The following is a 20,611-nucleotide window of genomic DNA, read 5'->3' as shown; positions in this document are numbered from 1 at the left end:
CCTTACAACCCCATTTTAAAAGGGTTTAAAATATTATTAGGATCAAGGGCTTTTTTAATGTTCCTAAAAAGCTCCATTTCACTATGATTAAACGCTAAAGGCATGAATTTGGCTTTAGACAAGCCTATGCCATGCTCCCCGCTTAAAGTCCCCTCCAAACTAATAGCAGCCTGAAAAATCTCTTCCATAGCCTTATGCCCTTTTTCTAAATCTTTTTTAGGATCTTCTAGCATGATATTCACATGCACATTGCCATCACCCGTATGCCCAAAGCAAGGGATTTTAAAGCCGTATTTTTGGCTGATTTTGGCGACTTCTTGCAACAAACTCGGCAAACTCGCCCTAGGAACGGTTACATCTTCATTCAATTTCTTTTTACCATAAACACTAATACTTTGAGAAGCATTACGCCTTGAAAACCATAAACCCTGCTCTTCTTGTTCGTTTTGAGCCACCTTAAAACCAACGCAACCATTGGCTTTGAAATGTTTTTCTATCTCATTGAGTTGCCATGCAATCTGCTCTTTAACCACGCCATCCACTTGAGTGATAAGTATCGCTCCAGCATCTTTGGGCAAGCCTTTAGAAAATCGTTCTTCAACCGCTTTGATGCTCAAATTATCCAAAAATTCCATCGCTACAGGCATAACGCCACTGCTCATTGTCTTATAAACAGCGTTCATGGCGTCTTCAATACGATTAAAAACCCCCATCGCGCTTTGTTTTAGGGGCGGTTTGGCTAAAAGCTTTAAAGTGATTTCAGAAATCACGCCCAAACACCCCTCACTAGCGATCATCAGCCCTGCAACATTAAAGCCGGCGACATCTTTGATCGTTTTTTTGCCTGCCCTTATGATTTCACCATTCGCTAAAACCACCCTTAAAGCCATGACATAATCTTTAGTGATGCCGTATTTAGCCGCGCGCATGCCGCCGGCATTTTCAGCGACATTCCCCCCCAAAGTGCTTTGATTTTCACTCGCTGGATCTGGGGGGTAGAAGAGATTCAATTTTTCCACTTCGTTTTGGAAATGCTTGTTAATCACGCCCGGCTCAACTCTAGCGATTAAATTTTTAGTGTCAATCTCTAAAATCTTATCCAAATGTTTTTCCACGCTTAAAACTAGCCCCCCGCTCACGCTCAACGCCCCCCCTGTAAAACCACTCCCAGCCCCCCTAGGCACAACGATGATGCGATGCTCGTTGCAATATTTTAAAATCTGGCTGATTTCTCGCTCGTTTTTAGGGAAAATCACGCCGCTAGGCAAATGCCTTTCTTTAGTAGCGTCATAGCAATAAGCGTTCAAATGCGCTAAATCAGTGAAAAAATCCTCTCCCCCTACTAGGTTTTTAAAGTATTGGATGTGTTGCTTCTCTAACATAAGCTTACTTCTTATTCATTTCTAAAGCTTTTCTTCGCTCTTCAAGCTCTTTTTCATCTCTTTCTTGATGCTCTCTCGCTCTTTGTTCAAATTCCCTCGCTCTTTGTTCGGCTTTGGCTTTTTTCTTTTCTTCTTTCAAGCGGCGTTTTTCTTCTTTAGAATTTGGTTTTGACGCTTCTTTTTTAATGGCACTCTCTTTTAAGACAGAAGTATTTTCTGTGTCTTTTAGAGTGGCGTTATTTTCATGACTTGACTCTTTAATGGCTTCTTGCTTGATTTCTTGCTCATTTTCTTTGGCATTGACTTTTTCATTGCCTTTATCCATTTCTAAAGCTTTTCTTCTTTCTTCAGTCTCCCTATCATCTCTTTCATCATGCTCTTTTTCTCTTTCTTCAAATTTCATAGCCTTTTTGGTGGCTTTGGCTTTTTTCCTTTCATCTCTTAAATAGCGTCTTCCTTCTTTAGCGTCAAGTTTTCGCTCTGCTTTTTGGTAGTTTTTCTCTTCTAAAGTGGGAGCGTTTTCTGCACCTTGATTGGCTTTTTTAGGCTCTTTAATGGCTTCTTGCTTGATTTCTCGTTTAATTTCTCTAGCATCAATTTTTCCTTCTTTCTTTTCAATCCTCACTTCTTTGCGTTTTTCTTTTTTCACTAAAGCGTCATAGTAAGCGAAGTAATTTTTAGATTGACTGCCTGAAAAAAGTTTCCCTAGCGTGCCTGCATCAATGCCCTCAACCCTAGAAAAAAACGGCGTAGAAGTTTTAGTAACGCCGCTTGTATCCAACTCTCTTTTTTCTAAAATTTCAAAACTCTCACAGCTTAAAATATTGAGCGTGTTCGTGGTTACAATATAAATCACCCCCACACTATAAACATTGCACGCTTTCCTTAAATTAGCGATTTTTGGGTCAAACCCATTCAAAAAAGTAACCAACAAATCAGAACTAATAAAAGTAATATCAGTGTTAGTCGCTCTGATTTGCTCATAGAGTTCATCATTAGGAGCGATTAAAAACGCTTGGTTGTTGAATTGCCTAAAATAGACTAAATCCCCCTTTCTAGCGACCATTCTTGGAGTGGGTAAATGGCTTTGTTTCATAGACTCAAACGCTCTGAATTTAGCCGTTGCGACGCCATTTTCAACGGCAATAATGACCACTTCAGAATTAACGATTTCATAATCTGAAAGTTTAGTAACGACAAAACCAAACTCCCCCACTTGCAAATCATGAGCCGGGAAACGAATGATTTTTTTAGGCAAATCCACAAATTCTATACTCACTCTTAAGGGTTCTTGCCAAGAGGCTGATTGCAAGCTTATAAAACTCATTAGAAGAAGTCCTATCAAAAGCCTTAACATAAAATTCCTTTTAAACATTTTTAAACTTTTTTAAATGCCATAAAATGGCTAAAGACAATCCGGTGGTTTTAGCGTATTGAAAATCCATTATGAAATCAAAAGCTTTTGATCGCTCCAAAAACAGCACTTCAATCTTTTCGGCATCAATCCCCCCACCCTTTGAAACCCTCAAATTCTTATGCACTTCAGCGTAATAGAGCGTTTGCAAACTCCCGCTCAATCCGGTCGCGCTATAAAATTGGCCTATGGTTTCTAAATTTTTAGGGCTAATTTGATAACCGCATTCTTCTAGCGCTTCTTCGCAAGCGATTTCTTCTAAACTCTTATTAGCTTTATCCACAAGCCCCGCGCACAATTCATAAGTGTATCCGTCAATATTTTGATCTTGATCGCGCTTAAAATGAAAATGGCGCGCATAAATGGCTGGGCGGAATTGTTTCACAATCACAAAGCAATCGGATTCTTTTTCATAAATTAAAACCGCCACGCTGTCTAGAGACTTAATCATATCCCATGTTTTCTTAGTATTCTCTTCATTATAATGCATGCGTTTTAATTCTATGAAATTAGAGCTAGAACAAGGCTCTAAATACACACTAGAATTATCTATTAAAGATTTTTGATTGAAAGCATTCTTAAAATAAGACATTAAAAACCCTCTAAAAGATAAAATGAATTTTTTTCAAAAGAATGGGTTTTAAAAAGTTCTTCTAATTTTTGCTTAGAATGCTGAGCTTTTTCTAAAAAAACCTCTCTTTGTTTGCCGTATAATTTGCTTTTAGCGGTGCGGATATAGCTTAAAGGATTAATGGGGCGGGAGTTTTTATACACGCCAAAATGCAAATGCGGCCCGGTGCTTAAACCCGTGCTTCCCACTCTTCCTATGATTTGCCCTTTTTTAACGAACGAGCCTTTTTTCAACCCGTTAGCGAACGCGCTCATGTGAGCATACACCAAGCGCAATTCATTCAAATGGATTTCAACCACCTTCCCATACCCCGCCTTAACCCCTATAAAACCCACACGGCCATCTGAAGCAGAATAAATCAAACTGCCATGTTTAGCCGCATAATCCACGCCGTAATGAGGCCGTCTGACTTTTAAGACAGGATGGAACCTCCCATAAGAAAAATGCGAAGAAATGCGGGTGTATTTCACCGGGGTTTCTAGTAAAAACCCTGCCACTTCTTGCGCTTTTGAATCGTAATAACGCCCGTTTGAATGGGAAAAAAGATAGTATTGGTGCAAACGAGAGCTAATCATGGCTATTTTAATGGTTGGCTGGCCAAACGCTTGCCCCACACGATAATCTCTTGTATAAACGATAGCGATTTTATCGTTTCTTGCTAAGCGTTTAAAAGGCACGCTTTTTTTATACGCGTTCATCAATTGGTTGGCTAAAAGGGGGTCATTGGTGGCTTTGACAATATCTTGATAGGGCGAAGTTTGTAAGGAAAGAAGGAGGGTTTTTTCTTTACGAGTGAAAATAATAGGGATAAAGTCTAAAAAATAATCCTCCCCTTTTTTATAAATATGGATTTGCAAATCCTGGCTTATAGGGATAAGGGCTTGAATGAGCGTGTTGTTAGCATCTCTTAAAGTGTAATAGGTAACATTGCTTTGGATTTCAGCGCTCAATTCTTTATCTTGAGAGCTCAAATTGTAGTAGAGTTTTTGAGGGATATGGTTTTTTTCTAAAAACCCTAACAGCGTGAGCTTATCCCACACAAGCCTTTCACCCACTAAAAGAGTTTGCTTTTTAGCCATTTCATCGGCTTTTAAAAGAACCCCATAAAATAAATGGAATAAAAAAGCAACCATTAAAGAATAGATAAAATTTAAAATCATTTTCTTATGAAAAAATACCATGCAGTCGTTTAATGCCTTCAATTGAATCTGTATTTTATTAGTATAACATAAGCCATTAAAGAAAAACGATACAAGTTTAAAGCCTAGCCCTGTTTTTATAGCTTTATGAAGCGCATTTTATTGATGCATGGTTATTCCCCATAAACGGGTCTATCTCGCCTAGATCTTATAGCGTTGGATATTCCCTTTTAATCAATCCGCATCGTTGTTAATTTTGAAGTATTTTTTCTAAAATCTTTAACACATCATTATGGTGCGCTTGAGAGTCCAAAAATTTTAAGCGTTTCTAAAAACACAAGAGCGTTGGTTTTATGGATAATCAAAAGGGCATGTTCTTTGAGTGTAGCCGTTCTATTTAATAAGGGGGTAGCGGTTTTTAACTCCAAAATAGAAAAGCAAAAATCCATGCCACCAAATTGATGAGGCCTAAATCTTTCTCTTGTAATCATAAAATGATCTTCTATGAATTGTTTTTGTTTTTCTAAATATTTTAAAGTATTTTCTAAATTTTCTAAATTGATTAAACCTAATTGCTTAACGTAATAAATCATTTCGCTCAACTCATAAAGAGTTTTTATTTTATTATTAGACCCTAAAAAATAGTATTTTTCATCTTTTAGGGTAGTGAGTTCACATTTTTCTTTATCTTTAATGGGGACATCATAACCGATTTGCCACTCTACATAATGCTTTAAACTGAAAGGGATTTTTCTGGTCGCTGTTAAAATGCCATAATCGCTAAAGGCATGTCTGATTTTCACACGCACTTTGCCTGAAATTGAAGTTAAAGGAATAGAAACCTCAATCGCTTTTTTATCATCACTAACTTTAATCAAACTCACAAGGGTGTCCTTGAAACAATTTTTTAAAATATTCTAAGCGCGCTCGTTTATCTTTTAAAAAAGCGTCTTTAATTTTTAAAAAAGCAAAATTGTCAATAATAATATCCAAATTACCAAAATAATAAGGGATTTTAGGGGCGATTTCCTTAAAATAATGGACATATTGGTAATAAATCAATTTGTCTTGACTGATTCGCACCGCATTTTCGCTTGGTGCGTTTAAAAAAGTTTTGTTGCGCTTAAGAGCGTTGATGTCTCGCATAGGGAAAAAATAGCCCACGCATGCATTAACCTTTTTGGCGTTAGGGTATTTATCCACATAATTGGATATATAGTCAAAATCGTTTAAGCATAGCGTCGTATTACAATCAGTTGGAAACATAAAACGCCTAATATCTGCATAGTCCATCCGCCCTCGCTCATATAAAGCTATCACAATAGGAAATTCGTTGCTTTTAGTGAAAGATTTAGAAGAAACAACCAAAGCGTCTAAAAGCCTATAATAATCCTTAAATAGCTTTAATTGCTTAAAATTAGCTTCTTTGATGAGGTAAGATAAAGGGTGTAACACGCAAATAAAAGCCGGCTTTAAAGCCACAAAAGATTTTAAAAAACTTATCCCTAAATCCCTAGATTTCAAATCGTTGTCTATCTCAAAAATGAAATCTTTGTTTTTAATATCTTGTTTGATAAAGGAGGTTCTATCGTTATAGGGGGGATTGCCCACGATGATTAAAAGCTCATCTTGGCTGATGCCATAATTTTCTCTTTTAGGATTGGCTAGAGCGTTTATCATTAAAGCACCACACTTAGGGTCAATATCCGCTCCTATTTTTTTAGGGTGGTGGAGTTTTAAAAACTCTTTATTGCCACATGCAGTGTCTAAAAGCGTGTAGTTTTCAATACCAACATGCTTTTTTAAAAGCTTGTAAGCACAATCCACTAAATAAGGGGGCGTGTAGTAAGCCCCTAAATCCACGCTCTCTTGCTTGGTTAAATGTTTAGAGGTTCTAATCAAAATCCCTTACACATCTAGCTGTTTCACATCTTTAGCATGCGCTTGGATAAAAGCTCTTCTAGGCTCTACTTCATCGCCCATGCAAAGCGAAAAGACTGCATCGGTTTTTTCTAAATCTTCAATTTTGAGTTTGATGAGACTGCGGTTTTCTTTATGCATGGTCGTTTCCCACAAGTCATTAGGGTTCATCTCGCCTAACCCCTTATAGCGTTGGATATTCGCTCCCTTTTTAGCGTGGTTTTCCACTTCTTCTAAAAACGCCAAAATATCCTTATTTTCCAAGAAATCTAAATTATATTCCATAAGTTTTTGGTAGGTGTAATGCGCTTCTTCAAACAACACTTCTTTAAAGAGGTTGTCATCTAAATTAAATTCCACCAAGCCTTTAGGGGTTTGCGCATGCAAATTTAAACTTTCTTCAGTAGCAAAAGAGCGTAAGATCTGATAATTCAAGCCCTCTAATTTTTCCAAAATACTTTTTTCTAAAACTTTCATATCAAGGCTTAAAGCGTCCTTAGTTTCAATGAGAAAGCGTAAAATTTCTAGCAAGTTGTAGCGTTTTTCTAATTCCAAAAGCACATAGCGGTAATGGCGCGCCACTTTTAACAAATTCATCAAATCGTTCTTGCCAATCCCTTCAATATCCACCGAATTGATGCCATGCTCAATTAAAAAATGATCCAAAGCGACGCTGTCTTTAAGATAAATTTCTGTTTTGCCTTTCTTGTATTTATAAAGAGGGGCTTGAGCGATATAAACATGCCCTTGTTCAATCAGCGGGCGTAAATAACGATAGAAAAAAGTCATCAGCAAGGTTTGGATATGGCTCCCATCCACATCAGCATCGGTCATGATAATGATTTTATGATAGCGCAATCTTTCTATATCAAAACTCTCTTGAATGCCACACCCAAAAGCCGTGATCATGTTTTTAATTTCTTCTGATTTTAGGATCTTTGACAAATGGCTTTTTTCCACATTTAAAATCTTACCCTTTAAGGGCAAAATCGCTTGAAAAACCCTATCGCGCCCTTGTTTAGCGCTCCCGCCCGCACTATCGCCCTCCACTAAAAAGATCTCACTCTCTAAGGGGTCTTTACTCTGGCAATCGGCTAATTTTCCAGGCAAGGTGCCGACACTCAAATTGTCTTTTTTCCTTGTAAGCTCTCTGGCTTTCTTACTGGCTTCTCTAGCCTTTGCAGCTAGTAGGGCTTTATTGGCGATGATTTTAGCTTCGTTAGGGTTTTCTTCTAAAAATTGATGGATTTTATCATAGACTAATTTTGAAACCAACGCGCGCGCATACGAGCTACCGAGTTTGGATTTAGTCTGCCCTTCAAATAACGGCTCACTCATTTTCAAGCTCACAATAGCCACTAAACCCTCTTTAATGTCTTCAGAAATGGGGCGCGACTCTTTGGTTTTAATGTTATTGTCAATATATTGCAAAATCGCTTTAGACAAGCCCATTTTAAAGCCCGTCTCATGCGTGCCGCCCTCAGAAGTTTTAATATTATTCACAAAGCTTAAAGTGTTTTCATTGTAATCGTCAGCATACGCTAAAGCGACCTCTATAGAAGTGCGCGTTTCTTCATCCATGCTTTTAAACGCAACAATGGGGGTGAGCAATTCTTTTTTAGCGCTGTCTTTAACGAATTGTTTCAAGCCGTCTTCATAGAAATAAGTCTCTTGCAGTTGGGTTTTTTCCTCTTTGAAAGAAATTTTTAAGCCGTCATTAAGATACGCCATTTCTTTGAAACGCTTTTGCAAAATACCCGCTTGAAATTCAACGACTTCCATCACGCTTCCATCAGGGAAAAATTCAATAGTCGTGCCGCTTTCTTTAGCGCTTTTGGTTTTACCAATGATTTCAAGCTCGCTAATGGGGATACCCTTTTCAAACTCTTGGCGATAGATTTGACCCTCTTTTTTAATGGTCATAATCAAGCGTTTGCTCAAAGCGTTCACAACCGAAACGCCCACGCCATGCAAACCGCCTGAAACTTTATAAGTATCATTATCAAACTTGCCCCCCGCATGCAAAATCGTTAAAACCACGGTGCAAGCGGGGATTTTTTCTGTGGGGTGAATGTCTACAGGAATGCCTCGCCCGTTATCTTCTACAATGCATGACCCCTCACTAGTCAAAGTGATATTAATCCTATCGCAAAAGCCCGCCATGCTCTCATCTACAGCGTTATCCACGACTTCATACACCATGTGGTGCAACCCACCCACATTGGTATCGCCAATATACATTCCAGGGCGTTTCCTAACCCCCTCTAAGCCTTTTAAAACCTTAATACTATGGCTCTGGTAATTTTGCATTCAATCAGCCTTTATAGTGTGATTGGCATCATCAAAGTGGAAATTTTAGCGTTCAAGTGGCTTTGCTTTTCATCAAGAGGCTCTTGGATCAAAAAAGGCGAAGAAGGTTCATTGCATTTTAAAACGAATTGCGTTGTCCCTAAAGCGTTTAAGGCTTCAAGGAAAAATTTAGCGTTCACGCCCAAATGAAAGGCTTTTTCAATATCCAAACCTTTTTCAATCTCAACAGAGGTTTTAGCCGTTTCGCTATGCTCAGAATCCAAAGATTCGAACAAAGCGTTATTTTTTTCTAAAGTGAGTTTGATGGTGGAGCTTAAAGAACTGCATAACTTAATGCTCTCTTTAAATTCTTCCTTGCCTAAAGTGAAAGAAGAAATATATTCTTTGGGGAGGATTTTTTGATAATCGGGGTAATTCCCATCAATGAGCTTGGTGAAAAAAGTGTGCGTTTCGTTTTCAACCACCGCTAGCATGCCATCGCTTTTAAAACTGAAATTTTCATAAAAAAGCTTAAGGATTTCTAATAAAGCCCTTTTAGGTAAAATGCAAGAGATGTCTTCTTCAGTGGAATGGATAGAGACTTTTTCTAACTGCGTGTAAGAAAGCCGCTTGGTATCCGTGCCTACCACCGAAAGGGTTTGATGTTTTTGATTGAATTGCATTAAAATACCGGCTAATTCCCTTTTATGGCTGGTTTGCTCAATCACAGGAGCGATCTTTTTAAACGCATCTACCAAAAAGGGGGTATTGACTTCTATACTCACTTTGGGATCAATAAAAGGGAATTCAGGGAACTCATCAGCGTCAAACATGGGGAGTTTGAAAGAGCTTTTATTTTGTTTGATCACCAAGCTATCATCTTTAGTTTCTAAAATAATATTAGAGTCTTTTAAACATGAGATAATATCCAAAAACTTTTTCCCGTTGATCGTGCCTACACCCTCTTTATCGGTGGATTGCGTAGAAATATAGCTTTTTAGCCCAATATCGGAATCGCTAGCCTTTAAAAAAAGCTTTTCTTTAATGACTTCTAAATGGATGTGTGAAGCGATAGAAGAAGCGTCCTTTTTATCCAAAAAAGCTTGCAAATAGCGCAAAGCATTTTCTAAATCGTTTTTACTAACACTGATTTTCATAGCTGAATAATCCCCTTGAATTTTTAGTCTTATTATAGCATAAAAGAACGCTTTTTTAAGGGTTTAAGCGTATTCCTACCCCTATACGATTGGAAAAAACATCGTATTCATACAAGCCATCGCCATAGCCGTTAAACCACTGCACATAAATCCCCACAAAAGGGTTAATGCGATAGGTATAGCCTAAGCGGAAAGCTCCATGCCAGCGATCATAACGCCAGTATTGCGTGAAAATATCATAAAGTTGCAATTCAAAATGGTGGCGCCCTCTCCTGTAATCAACTTTAGCGTTACCATACCCCATATAATCAATCAAATTAGGGTTGGATTGATCATAAGGGACATAGGGCCAATAAGCGACCATGATTTTCAAGCCTCCCTTTTCCCAAACCAAACGAAACACAGGGCGTTGCCCCGCGCTCACAGAGCGGCACCCCCCCCAGCGCACGTCTTTTTGTCCGTTATAATCTTTAACGATCACAGGCCCTCCTGGGAATTGGTTTTCAGGATTACCCTCTTTATTGAAAGGCTGGTAACATTGCGCGCCCCCCACGCCATTAGAAATGTGTTGCCAACCTATCCAAATTTCAGAAAAATTCCCTATTTTACCCCCAAAAGGTTTAAAATTAATAGGATAAACATAAATGAGTTCAGGCATGAAATTCATCATTCGCATGGGAGCGGATTGGGGGTCATTGTAAATTTGAAACCAGTTAGTTTGGGTATAAGCCAAATAAAGCGTGCCTTTAGTCCAAAGAATATGCCTAAATACAGGCACTCTAAAACTGATTTGGAACTTAAACTCATTGCGTTGATAGGGGTTGATATTAGGGTGGTACCATTGAAAAATGGGGGTGAAACTATGATAAAAAGGCAAAAAATAAGTGCCTAGATAATCCATCATGTTTAAATATTTTTTAGCAAAATCCACCCAAGAATGTTCTTTGGGGGCTTTTTGTGGAGGGAGATACCAGGCATTGGACAAATCGTTTTGCGTTTTAATGATGTGCAAATCCTGTTTGCGCAAATAGTAGTTATAATCCACCTTAAAATTATCTTGTGAAAAATTTTTGCCTTCTAACTGACAAACTACAAAAATCATAAAGAGCAAAATGCTTTTCATCAAGCATCCTTATTTCACTTGAATTGCAAGATGAAAATCGCTAAAATCACTACAGGCGCGATAAAACGAACGCTAAAATGCCACGCTTTGAAAGCGTTTATATTAAAGAAATGCTTCGTGGCTAAAAAAGAACGCTTTTTATTTAAAATCCACCCCACAAATAAGACTGAAAACAAGCCTCCCAAAGGCATTAAAAACGAAGAAGTGATGAAATCCAGCCACCCAAACACGCTCTTATGAGCGAAGCTTAAAAACTTAGCGTATCGTTCATTCATAGAAAGAATGACTAAAACGCCTAAAACATACACAACAACCCCTATCCATAGCGACGCCTTAAGGCGTGAGAAATTAAAACGATTGATTAAATAAAGCACTAAAGGCTCTATCAAAGAAACCGTGGAAGTGATCCCGGCAAAAACAAGTGCTATAAAGAAAAAAAGCGATACAATCTGCCCACTGATTCCCATTTTAGCGAAAGTCAAAGGTAAGGAAATAAAAACAAGCCCCGGCCCTTGAGACACATCCGCATGGTATTCAAACACAAAGGTAAAAATCATCACCCCAGCAATGAGAGAGATTAAAATACCCGGTAAAACAATAAACAGAGAGCTTTTGAGTAGGTTTTCTTTTTTGGGCGTAAAAGCTGAATAGGTAATGATCGTGCCTACCCCTAAACTCAAAGAAAAGAACATCTGCCCTAAAGCGTCCATAACAACCTTAAAATCAATCTTTTGAATCTCAAAATTAAATAAAAAGCGCAAAGCTTTAGGCATGCTTTCTAAAGTCATCGCATAGATTAAAAGCCCTATGAAAATCACAAACAATAAGGGCATAAGCACGACATTTAATTTTTCAATCCCTTCTTCAATCCCTCTAGAAACAAACCATATTGTCGGCAACAAGCATGCGCTAAAGCCAATAACAGGCCAGATCAAACTGCCATTTTGGAGCATGCTAAATTGCATTTTAGCTTGCTCTAAATTTTTAGGCAAATCAAAAGTTACTACAAAAAGATAGTAAAGCACCCAGCCTAACACCACCGCATAAAAGGATAAAATGAGAGGGCCGCCTAAAATAAAAAAAGAAGTGAAAGGGTAATATTTTTTCCTTTTAGGATCTAAGATTTGATAATTAGAAACAACATCTTTTTTACCCAAATTCCCAATCAGCATTTCCACTAAAAGCATAGCAATGCCTAAACTCAAGGTTAGCACCAGATATAAAAGCACAAACGCACTCCCCCCATTATGACCTACCATATAAGGAAAGCGCCAAATATGCCCTAAACCGATAGAGCTACCCAAAGTGGCTAAAATAAAGCCTAATTTAGAAAATTTTCCCATGCCAAATATTTTAATAAATCTTGCTCAACCAAATGGAAAACACAATTAAAGGGGTGATGTATTTAAGCAAGAAATACCAAGTTGCAAACAATTTAGGGCCTAAAAAGTGCGCACTAAAGAGACGCAATTTTTCTTTTTTCAAAACCCAGCCCATAAAAATAAAGGTTGCCATCCCGCCTAAAGGCATGATAATGGTGCTTGAGGCAAAATCCAACCAATCAAAAAGACTTTTTTCAAAGAAAGTGAGATAGTCTTTATAATCCTTATGGAGCGAGAAAATCAACACCACGCCTACCACAAAAATTAGCGCTACAAGACCCCAAGTAACCTTAAAACGAGAGTATTGATACTTTTCGGTAAGATACATCACACTTGGCTCTAATAAAGCCACCGTAGAAGTGATGCCAGCAAAAGCGAGTGCGAGCAAGAAAAGAATTGAAACAAGAACGCCTATCGCTCCCATTTGGCCAAAAACCACCGGTAAAGAAGTGAATATTAACCCTGTGCCTTGTGAGACATTAGCCCCGTATTCAAACACAAAAGTGAAAATCATAAGCCCTGCCACAAGAGAAATTAAAATCCCTGATAAAACCACCCAAATGGTGCTTTTAAGCAAATTCTGCGTTTTATCCGTAACCGCAGCATAAGTGATATTGATCCCTAATCCGATGCTTAAAGAAAAGAAAACCTGCCCCAAGGAATAAGTGAACACTTGAGAAGTCAAATCTTTTGGCTTGAAATCAAACATGAAATGGAAAGCTTTAGAAAAAGAATCCATGCTCATCGCATAGAAAAGCAAACCAAAAAAAGTGGCAAAGAGTAAGGGCATTAAAACCAAATTGAGTTTTTCAATGCCTTCTTTAATCCCCCTAGAAACAATCCATCCGGTTATGAATAAAACGCTAAAAAGCCCTATGGATTGTAACCTAATGGATTGTAAGGTATCATTAAAGATTTGTTCAGATTCTTGGATACTGTTAGGCAAATTGAAACTAATACTCACTAAATAATAAAGCACCCAACCTAAAATAGTGCCATAAAAAGTCAGTATTAAAGGCCCAGAAATAAGCAAAAGCCCTGCGTATTTCCAGCGTTTTTTGGGGTTAAGGTCAAGCTCTTTAAAAGCCTCTATTACATTTTTTTGAGTGCTTTGTCCTAACAGCATTTCAGCGATAAACATTGCCGCACCAACGCTTAAGGATAAAAATAAAAACAATAAAACAAAAGCACCCCCACCGCTCACCCCAGTCATGTAAGGAAAACGCCAAATATGCCCTAAACCTATCGCGCTCCCTAAAGCCGCTAAAACAAATCCTAATTTAGAAAAATGATTACCCATATCCTAACTACCAAACTCCTTGTCAATGATTAAAATTAAAGAGCTATGTCCTTAATCGTTTTGATTGCTATGATTAGTTTTTTTGAAAGCTTTAAGAACCCTAAAATTTAAGGAAAAACCCGCTTCAAAAATACCTAAAAATTATAAAGCAACGCCCCTAGATTATACTATAGTTAAGTTACATATTGTATAATTTTAAGAAAATTTCATTATTTAAGTAAGGGGAATTAATGCGCTGTAGGGTATATTACGAAGATACCGACTCTGAAGGCGTGGTCTATCATGCGAATTATTTGAAATATTGCGAAAGGGCTAGGAGCGAGTTTTTTTTTAAACAAAATGTCTTGCCCGAAAATGAAGAAGGCGTGTTTGTCATCCGCTCTATCAAAGCGGATTTTTTCACCCCCGCAAGCCTTGGCCAGGTCTTAGAAATAAGAACGCAAATTAAAGAATTAAGAAAGGTTTTTGTGGTGCTTTTTCAAGAAATTTATTGTATCCAAAACGCTTCTTTAGAGCCTATGAAGCCTTTTAAAGTCTTTGCTTCAGAAATCAAGTTTGGCTTTGTCAACCGCTCTACATACAGCCCTATTGCCATTCCTAAATTATTCAAGGAGCTGCTCAATGCCGTCTGATTCAGAAAAACCCACCATTATTTACCCTTGCCTTTGGGATTATAGGGTGATTATGACCACCAAAGATACAAGCGTGTTAAAAGGGCTTTTAGAAACCTACCAACGCCCCTTTAAATTGGAATTTAAAAACACTTCTAAAAACGCTAGATTTTATAGTTTTAATGTTTCTATGGAAGTTTCAAGCGAAGCAGAACGGAACGAGATTTTTCAAAAAATTTCACAATTAGAAGTCGTGGCGCATGCGCTTTAATCTTTTAAAACAAACGCTTTGAATTTTTCACCCCTTTCTTTATACGAAGAAAATTGATCCAAACTGGCCGCGCTGGGTGAAAGCAAAGCGACTTCATTTTGTAATAAAACGCTTTTAATTTCTTGAACCGCTTTTTCTAACTTTAAACAAACTTGACAAGAAACATTAAATTCTAACGCTAAGGCTTGGATGATAGAAGCGCTTGATCCTATGGCATAAAGGCTAATTTTATAGTTTTTAAACTCTTCAAAAAGGGGGGTTAAATTGACCCCTTTAATATCGCCCCCTACAATCAAATGGATTTTTTGTTTTTTAAAGGTTTTTAGGGCTTGTAAGGTGGCATCAATGTTCGTAGCCTTGCTGTCATCTACCCACAAACGCCCTTCTTTATCCCTAAATTCTTCCATTTTATGCGATCCGATTTTAAAAGCGTTCAACCTTTTAAGGGCGTTTTCTCTATAATCTTGCCATTTTAAATTCTTTATTTTTAAAAATTGCTCATAAACTAAAAGGGCTAAGGCAGCGTCTAATAAAAACGCTCCCTTAAAAAAAAGGGCGTTAGAAGGGATTTCTAAACACTCTAAAATCTCTTCACTGTGATCAAAAAAGATTTTTTGCGCTTGCGAGTTTTGGATAATGGGGTGTTCTTTGAATTTTAAAGGGAGGATAGCGAGCGAAGTTTTAGGCATCAACGATAAAACCTTGAGTTTAGCGTTCAAATAATTTTCAAAATTGCAATGCCAAGTCAAATGATCAGCTTCTACATTGATGAGCAAGTAGATTAAAGGGTAAGCCTTATTAGTGTAATGCAAAGAAAAGGAGCTTGTTTCCAACACCCACAAGGGCGATTGCTTTTCAAACAATTCAATCAAGGGCGTGCCGATATTCCCCCCACTCACAGCCTTAAAATCTTCTAAAAGCATGGTGAGCATTTCTGTCGTGGTGGTTTTACCATTAGTGCCGCTAACACTTATTATAGTGGGCGTGAAAGAATGATCAAACAAACTATCAATATAATCGTATTCGCTCATTAAATGCTTGGCTTTTATCGCTAAAGGGTGCGTGAAACTAATGCCAGGGCTGACTATCTCTAATTGAGAATCATTAGGGTTAAAATCCTTACTGGGATAGCAAAGAAAACCCTCGCTATCTTTATGAAATGAAGGGAATTTGTCATCAAAAAATTTGACTTCGTTATGGTTTTTTTTAAAAAAACGCCCTAAGGCTAAAGTGGTTTTGCCATGCCCCAATAAAGAGATTTTCATTTTAACGCACTTTCAAGCTTAAAAGAGCGACTAAATTACTCAGCATAGAAATGATCCAAAAACGCACGATCACTTTATTTTCTGCCCAGCCCTTTTGCTCAAAATGATGGTGGATGGGCGCCATTAAAAAAAGGCGTTTTTTACGGGTTTTATAGCTCCCTACTTGCAAGATCACCGACAAAGTTTCTACCACAAAAATAGATCCCATTAAAACGAGTAAGATTTCATTGTGCGAAACGATAGCGTTATAAGCGATAAACCCCCCCAAAGCCAAACTCCCGCTATCGCCCATAAACACGCTTGCTGGGTTGCAGTTATACCACAAAAAGCCAAAGAGCGATCCCACTAACGCTAGCGAAATCACAAACAATTCCCCCACATCTATGACTTTAGGATAGAGCAAGTATTTAGAAAATTCCGCATTCCCTGCCACATACACAAAGATAGAAAGGCTTAAGAGGGTGAAAATGCTAGGCACGCTCGCTAAGCCGTCTAAGCCGTCGGTTAAATTCACCGCATTGCTCGTGGATAAAAAAACCAACACCCAAAAACCAACCGCTAACACCGTTGGCATTTCAAACAAGGGGTTTTTCAAAAACGGCGCGTATAAAAAAGTGTCTAACCCCTTAAGGCTCAACAAAACAGACACTACAAGCGAAAGGATAAAAAGCATGCCAAATTTCATTTTGGCGCTCATACCGGCGTTGCTTTGTTGGTTGATTTTAGTGTAATCGTCTCTAAAACCCACAAAACTAAAGCCCACTAACACGATTATCCCTAACAACACATAAAGATTACCCAAAGACGCGCACAACACGCTCGCAACAATGGTTGCAAAAACAAACACAATCCCCCCCATCGTAGGGGTATCCTTTTTATTCTGGTGGCTTGGTACGAAGCTAGAAATGGGCTGGTTAGCCTTTTTAGCCTTGGCCCATAGAATGAATTTAGGCATTAAAAAAAGCGTGAGGAAAAAGGCTATGAAAAACCCTAACCCTGCTCTAAAAGTCAAATACTGGAAAAGATTGATATTAAAATAGCCATATAGTAAAGAATAGAGCATAAAATCCCCTAAAATCGCCATGCTTGAAATTTAGAAAAAAGAAAATTGTAGCGCAAATTGGTTTACTTAAAAATAGCATGAATAGGGTATGATAAGAGTTCATTTTAATTTTTAGGAGTCTTTTATGGAGCGTTCGTTTATTTTTAAAAAAGTTAGGGTTTATTCTAAAATGTTGGTGGCTTTAGGGCTTTCAAGCGTGTTAATCGGTTGTGCGATGAATCCAAGCGCTGAGACAAAAACACCAAATGACGCCAAAAATCAAAAGCAAGCTCAAGCTCAAACTCATGAAAGAATACAAACAAGCTCTGAACATGTTACGCCGCTAGATTTTAATTATCCAATACATATTGTTCAAGCCCCACAAAACCATCATGTTGTAGGTATTTTAGCGCCACACATTCAAGTGAGCGATAATCTAAAGCCCTATATTGATAAGTTTCAAGACGCTTTAGTCAATCAAATCCAAACTATTTTTGAAAAAAGAGGCTATCAGGTGTTGCGTTTTCAAGATGAAAAAGCTTTAACTTTGCAAGATAAGAGAAAGATTTTTTCCGTTTTGGATCTGAAAGGGTGGGTAGGAATCTTAGAAGATTTGAAAATGAATTTAAAAGACTCCAATAATCCCAATTTAGACACGCTAGTGGATCAAAGCTCAGGCTCTGTATGGTTTAATTTTTATGAGCCAGAAAGCAATCGTGTCGTCCATGATTTTGCTGTGGAAGTAGGGACTTTTCAAGCAATGACCTATACTTACAAACACAGTAATTCTGGGGGGTTTAATTCTTCAAACAGCATTATCCATGAAGATTTAGAAAAGAATAAAGAAGATGCGATACACAAGATTTTAAACAGAATGTATGCAGTTACCATGAAAAAAGCTGTAACAGAACTTACAGAAGAAAATATCGCCAAATACAGAGATGCTATTGATAGAATGAAAGGTTTTAAAAGTTCTGCACCTCAAAAGAATTAGTTCTTAAACGAACCATTTAAAAATTAGCCTTAAAATCAGTCTTTTTAAAGGCTATTTTAAGTATAATGCAAAGTTTATTTCAATAATTAAGGATACACAATGGCAAAAAGATGCGCTTTAACTTTCAAAGGGCCTATGATAGGCAATCATGTCAGTCATGCGAACAACAAAAATAAGCGTCGCTTACTCCCTAACTTGCGATCGATTAAGATCCAATTAGACGACGGCACGACTAAACGCATTAAAGTGGCTGCTTCCACTTTAAGAACCATGCGTAAAGGGGCTTAGTTTTTAGAATTTCTATCCATTTTGATTGTAGGGGTGGTTTTGATGTTTTTGATAACCTTTTTAAAACTCCCCTTAGATCTAAACTTCTTTTTGAGATTAAAACACAGCCTAAATTAGGTTTAGCGTTTTGATCAAACTTAGAAGTAAACGCTTTCAAAAGAATTTATTTTGATCTAGGAATTGGTTTTGTTTGAAAAGTTGAAATTTTTTAAAATCAAAAAAGATGATGAAAATCAGCCAGAAGTCAATTTAAATTCTGAAATCTATGAGCAATTCAAGGTCTTTAGACTCCCGCTTATTTTAATCCAATTGCTTGTGCTTTTAGGCACTCTGGGATACTTCGCCCTAGAAAATTATAGCCTTATGCAAGCTTTCTTCCAAACGACTTACACCATGACAGCTACAGGGTTTGGCGCTTTAAATGAAAGCCAGTTTGGGCCTATAAGTATTTTTTTAACTTCCATTTTAATGTTTTTTGGGGCAGGAATCATTGCCTTTAGCGTGGCTATTTTAGTTAGCGTGGTCAATAAAGGCACGCTTACCAGATTGATTAAGGAGAAAGGTATGATTTATAAAATCGCGCGCCTTAAGGATCATTATGTGATTTGTTACCACAACGAATACACCATTGAATTGAGCAAGCAGTTCCGCTCCGCTCAAATCCCCTTTGTGGTCGTGGATAATGACCCTAGTTTTGAAGAAGAAGCCATTAAGCACAAATACCCCTACTACATCATAGGCGATCCGCACACCAATTTAGCCATGCTAAAAACCCACTTAAGCAGTGCTAGGGGCGTTGTGGCTTTGTCTAAGATTTTACCGGTGAATGTGGCGTTAATGGTGAGCGTGCGCTTGTTTGAAAAGGAATTAAAGCGCAAACCTTATTACATCATTGCAAGCGCGCATAGTGATGAAGGCTTAGAAAAATTAAAAAAATTAGGGGCTGATATGGTGGTTTCCCCCACAAAGCTCATGGCACAGAGAGTGAGTGCGATGGCGGTGCGCCCGGATATGGAAAATATCTTAGAGCGTTTTATCAATAAAAAAGACACGCTTTTAGACTTAGAAGAAGTGATTGTCCCTAAAACCAGCTGGCTTGTGTTAAGGAAATTAAAAGAAGCCCATTTTAGAGAGATCGCTAAAGCCTTTGTGATTGGTATCACTCAAAAAGATGGCAAATACATCCCTATGCCCGATGGAGAAACGATTATTGCAAGCGAATCCAAACTATTAATGGTTGGCACTTCAGAAGGCGTTGCGACCTGTAAGCAACTCATTGCCAACCATCAAAAACCCAAAGAAGTGGATTACATTTCCTTGTGATTGATACAGCCCTTTTTAAATAAAAAAGGCTTGACTCTCATCAAATACGGATCATAAAATCTAAAATGCTAAAAACATTTTTTACAATCCATAGCAAAGAGCTTGGCGTTAGTCAAAAAATTAGCCATTCATGTTTGATGAGAACAGATCCAAGACTTAAACGGATTTTGGGCTTATTTTTCTCACACCCATACGCTCAATGAGGTTAATGTCATAACCCTTTTAAAGCCCTCTTTGTTGATATAATCGTTACAACCGCTTCATTAAAATAATTGATATTGCCAAAAAAATACCCATGATACAAACCTAAAACACCGCTCACATTCTCCACTAATAGCTTTGTGTGGTAAGTTTGTGATACATACTTATGCGTGAGTTTTTGAATGCTTTCTTTTAAAAAGCCTTCTTGCGCTTTCAGCCCAAAAAACGCGTTATCTCCTAAAGCTTTCGAAGTAATATAATTAAAAAACACTTCTATTTCGTATTTTTTGCTTTTGTCTAGCGCATAATCGCTCAAGTCTTTGATTTTACTCTCCCATCCGCCTTGGATATAAATAACATTCCTAATATAATAAGCTCCCATGAATAAACCGCTAAACTTCGGCTTCAAGGTTTCTAAAAGTTCGTTAAATGCGCTCTTCTTCGCTTCGGTGATCTCATTTGTAGCTTGTTGTTTTTCTTGCGTGATATTGTTTAAAGCTTCTTGTTTGTTAGCGTTGATTTGCGTTGTAGCGCTTTCTTTGGCTTCGTTAATGTTAGTTATCGCTTGCGTTTTATTGTTGCTTATTTCGTTGTTGGCGTTCGTTTTAGCCTGCGTTAGCGCTTCAAGGCTTGCGGTTTTGTTCTCTGTGATTTGATGATTAGCGTTATCTCTGGCTTGGTTCAAAAAGATTTGATAGCTCGTTAAAAGCCTTGTCGTGGTTTCTATCATTTGATTTTCTAGTTTTTTAATCTCGCTTTTGATGTTTTCGGCGTTAGCGTTTAGTATAGCGGTTACTTCTTGCTCGTTAGATCGCATGCTCGCATTGAAATCAGTGAAATAGTTTTCATATTCTCGTATTTTAGTTTGTAATTCAAGGC

General features: G+C 37.8%; 18 protein-coding genes and 1 pseudogene. 5 read left to right on the top strand and 14 right to left on the bottom strand.

Going from position 1 to position 20,611, the window contains the following annotated elements; genetic code table 11:
• Positions 1–2: 2 nt before the first annotated feature.
• The 11 genes and pseudogenes from glcD to EAL44_RS06205 form a co-directional block, all read right to left on the bottom strand.
• A complete protein-coding gene (gene glcD / locus EAL44_RS06255; RefSeq protein ID WP_121075938.1) occupies positions 3–1,382 on the bottom strand; it encodes a glycolate oxidase subunit GlcD in 1,380 nt (459 codons plus the stop codon).
• A gap of 4 nt (positions 1,383–1,386) precedes the next feature.
• The gene (gene pgbA, locus EAL44_RS06250) at positions 1,387–2,739 is read right to left on the bottom strand and encodes a plasminogen-binding protein PgbA (RefSeq protein WP_121075935.1); all 1,353 of its coding nucleotides are present in this window, start codon (positions 2,737–2,739) and stop codon (positions 1,387–1,389) included.
• Between the two features lie 10 nt (positions 2,740–2,749).
• On the bottom strand, positions 2,750–3,388 hold the full coding sequence (locus EAL44_RS06245) for an NUDIX hydrolase (RefSeq protein WP_121075932.1): 639 nt from the start codon (positions 3,386–3,388) through the stop codon (positions 2,750–2,752).
• Complete coding sequence (csd3, locus tag EAL44_RS06240; RefSeq protein WP_121075929.1) at positions 3,388–4,608, bottom strand: peptidoglycan DD-metalloendopeptidase Csd3; 1,221 nt, start codon at positions 4,606–4,608, stop codon at positions 3,388–3,390. The genes EAL44_RS06245 and csd3 overlap by 1 nt, the downstream gene beginning before the upstream one ends.
• Positions 4,609–4,816: 208 nt before the next feature.
• Positions 4,817–5,450 (bottom strand): annotated as a pseudogene (locus EAL44_RS06235) (R.Pab1 family restriction endonuclease).
• Positions 5,437–6,429 carry an adenine methyltransferase gene (locus tag EAL44_RS06230; protein ID WP_121076076.1) on the bottom strand — a complete coding sequence of 331 codons (993 nt, stop codon included), beginning with the start codon at positions 6,427–6,429 and terminating at the stop codon, positions 5,437–5,439. Before EAL44_RS06230 ends, EAL44_RS06235 begins: the two are co-directional and overlap by 14 nt.
• A 45-nt stretch (positions 6,430–6,474) precedes the next feature.
• The gene (gene gyrB, locus EAL44_RS06225; RefSeq protein WP_121075923.1) at positions 6,475–8,796 is read right to left on the bottom strand and encodes a DNA topoisomerase (ATP-hydrolyzing) subunit B; all 2,322 of its coding nucleotides are present in this window, start codon (positions 8,794–8,796) and stop codon (positions 6,475–6,477) included.
• Positions 8,797–8,807: 11 nt separating this feature from the next.
• Positions 8,808–9,932 carry a DNA polymerase III subunit beta gene (dnaN, locus tag EAL44_RS06220; protein WP_121075920.1) on the bottom strand — a complete coding sequence of 375 codons (1,125 nt, stop codon included), beginning with the start codon at positions 9,930–9,932 and terminating at the stop codon, positions 8,808–8,810.
• Between the two features lie 55 nt (positions 9,933–9,987).
• Entirely contained in the window at positions 9,988–11,055 is a 1,068-nt protein-coding gene (locus tag EAL44_RS06215; protein ID WP_121075917.1) for a phospholipase A, read from the bottom strand.
• 14 nt (positions 11,056–11,069) lie between these two features.
• Complete coding sequence (locus EAL44_RS06210) at positions 11,070–12,398, bottom strand: sodium-dependent transporter (RefSeq protein ID WP_121075914.1); 1,329 nt, start codon at positions 12,396–12,398, stop codon at positions 11,070–11,072.
• Between the two features lie 10 nt (positions 12,399–12,408).
• Positions 12,409–13,737, bottom strand: a complete 1,329-nt coding sequence (locus EAL44_RS06205; RefSeq protein ID WP_121075911.1) for a sodium-dependent transporter — start codon at positions 13,735–13,737, stop codon at positions 12,409–12,411.
• Between the two features lie 230 nt (positions 13,738–13,967).
• On the opposite strand from EAL44_RS06205, the gene ybgC reads away from it, so the two are divergent.
• Both ybgC and EAL44_RS06195 read left to right on the top strand, forming a co-directional pair.
• Complete coding sequence (gene ybgC, locus EAL44_RS06200) at positions 13,968–14,369, top strand: acyl-CoA thioesterase YbgC (RefSeq protein ID WP_001203798.1); 402 nt, start codon at positions 13,968–13,970, stop codon at positions 14,367–14,369.
• Positions 14,359–14,619, top strand: a complete 261-nt coding sequence (locus tag EAL44_RS06195; RefSeq protein WP_121075908.1) for an HP0495 family protein — start codon at positions 14,359–14,361, stop codon at positions 14,617–14,619. The genes ybgC and EAL44_RS06195 overlap by 11 nt, the downstream gene beginning before the upstream one ends.
• Here EAL44_RS06195 and murD read toward each other — a convergent pair.
• Together murD and mraY are read right to left on the bottom strand one after the other, a co-directional pair.
• The gene (gene murD / locus EAL44_RS06190) at positions 14,616–15,884 is read right to left on the bottom strand and encodes a UDP-N-acetylmuramoyl-L-alanine--D-glutamate ligase (RefSeq protein WP_121075906.1); all 1,269 of its coding nucleotides are present in this window, start codon (positions 15,882–15,884) and stop codon (positions 14,616–14,618) included. The genes EAL44_RS06195 and murD overlap by 4 nt on opposite strands.
• Before the next feature lies 1 nt (position 15,885).
• Positions 15,886–16,947: a phospho-N-acetylmuramoyl-pentapeptide-transferase gene (gene mraY, locus EAL44_RS06185; protein ID WP_121075903.1), complete on the bottom strand. Its 1,062-nt coding sequence runs from the start codon at positions 16,945–16,947 to the stop codon at positions 15,886–15,888.
• Positions 16,948–17,071: 124 nt separating this feature from the next.
• Here mraY and EAL44_RS06180 point away from each other — a divergent pair, with 124 nt between their 5' ends.
• The 3 genes from EAL44_RS06180 to EAL44_RS06165 all read left to right on the top strand — a co-directional run bounded on the left by EAL44_RS06180 (position 17,072) and on the right by EAL44_RS06165 (position 19,531).
• On the top strand, positions 17,072–17,920 hold the full coding sequence (locus EAL44_RS06180; protein WP_121075900.1) for an HpaA family protein: 849 nt from the start codon (positions 17,072–17,074) through the stop codon (positions 17,918–17,920).
• 99 nt (positions 17,921–18,019) lie between these two features.
• Positions 18,020–18,208, top strand: coding sequence for a 50S ribosomal protein L28 (rpmB, locus tag EAL44_RS06175; protein ID WP_001118998.1), 189 nt, complete (start codon positions 18,020–18,022; stop codon positions 18,206–18,208).
• Between the two features lie 186 nt (positions 18,209–18,394).
• Positions 18,395–19,531 (top strand): potassium channel family protein, encoded by a 1,137-nt coding sequence (locus EAL44_RS06165; RefSeq protein WP_000462008.1) that lies wholly within the window; start codon positions 18,395–18,397, stop codon positions 19,529–19,531.
• A 211-nt stretch (positions 19,532–19,742) separates the two neighbouring features.
• Here EAL44_RS06165 and EAL44_RS06160 read toward each other — a convergent pair.
• Positions 19,743–20,611 (bottom strand): ATP synthase subunit B family protein (locus EAL44_RS06160; RefSeq protein WP_121075894.1); only part of this gene is annotated, 869 nt, incomplete at its 5' end.

The organism is Helicobacter pylori (assembly GCF_003637685.1).
GTDB classification, from domain to species: Bacteria; Campylobacterota; Campylobacteria; order Campylobacterales; family Helicobacteraceae; genus Helicobacter; species Helicobacter pylori_CJ.
This window is presented reverse-complemented; position numbering and strand designations above follow the sequence as displayed.

Excerpts from the sequence above, each read along its gene's own strand:
- glcD (WP_121075938.1), bottom strand. The coding sequence starts at position 1,382 with ATGTTAGAGAAGCAACACATCCAATACTTTAAAAACCTAGTAGGGGGA.
- pgbA (WP_121075935.1), bottom strand. The coding sequence starts at position 2,739 with ATGTTAAGGCTTTTGATAGGACTTCTTCTAATGAGTTTTATAAGCTTG.
- EAL44_RS06245 (WP_121075932.1), bottom strand. The coding sequence starts at position 3,388 with ATGTCTTATTTTAAGAATGCTTTCAATCAAAAATCTTTAATAGATAAT.
- csd3 (WP_121075929.1), bottom strand. The coding sequence starts at position 4,608 with ATGGTATTTTTTCATAAGAAAATGATTTTAAATTTTATCTATTCTTTA.
- gyrB (WP_121075923.1), bottom strand. The coding sequence starts at position 8,796 with ATGCAAAATTACCAGAGCCATAGTATTAAGGTTTTAAAAGGCTTAGAG.
- dnaN (WP_121075920.1), bottom strand. The coding sequence starts at position 9,932 with ATGAAAATCAGTGTTAGTAAAAACGATTTAGAAAATGCTTTGCGCTAT.
- EAL44_RS06215 (WP_121075917.1), bottom strand. The coding sequence starts at position 11,055 with ATGAAAAGCATTTTGCTCTTTATGATTTTTGTAGTTTGTCAGTTAGAA.
- EAL44_RS06210 (WP_121075914.1), bottom strand. The coding sequence starts at position 12,398 with ATGGGAAAATTTTCTAAATTAGGCTTTATTTTAGCCACTTTGGGTAGC.
- EAL44_RS06205 (WP_121075911.1), bottom strand. The coding sequence starts at position 13,737 with ATGGGTAATCATTTTTCTAAATTAGGATTTGTTTTAGCGGCTTTAGGG.
- ybgC (WP_001203798.1), top strand. The coding sequence starts at position 13,968 with ATGCGCTGTAGGGTATATTACGAAGATACCGACTCTGAAGGCGTGGTC.
- EAL44_RS06195 (WP_121075908.1), top strand. The coding sequence starts at position 14,359 with ATGCCGTCTGATTCAGAAAAACCCACCATTATTTACCCTTGCCTTTGG.
- murD (WP_121075906.1), bottom strand. The coding sequence starts at position 15,884 with ATGAAAATCTCTTTATTGGGGCATGGCAAAACCACTTTAGCCTTAGGG.
- mraY (WP_121075903.1), bottom strand. The coding sequence starts at position 16,947 with ATGCTCTATTCTTTACTATATGGCTATTTTAATATCAATCTTTTCCAG.
- EAL44_RS06180 (WP_121075900.1), top strand. The coding sequence starts at position 17,072 with ATGGAGCGTTCGTTTATTTTTAAAAAAGTTAGGGTTTATTCTAAAATG.
- rpmB (WP_001118998.1), top strand. The coding sequence starts at position 18,020 with ATGGCAAAAAGATGCGCTTTAACTTTCAAAGGGCCTATGATAGGCAAT.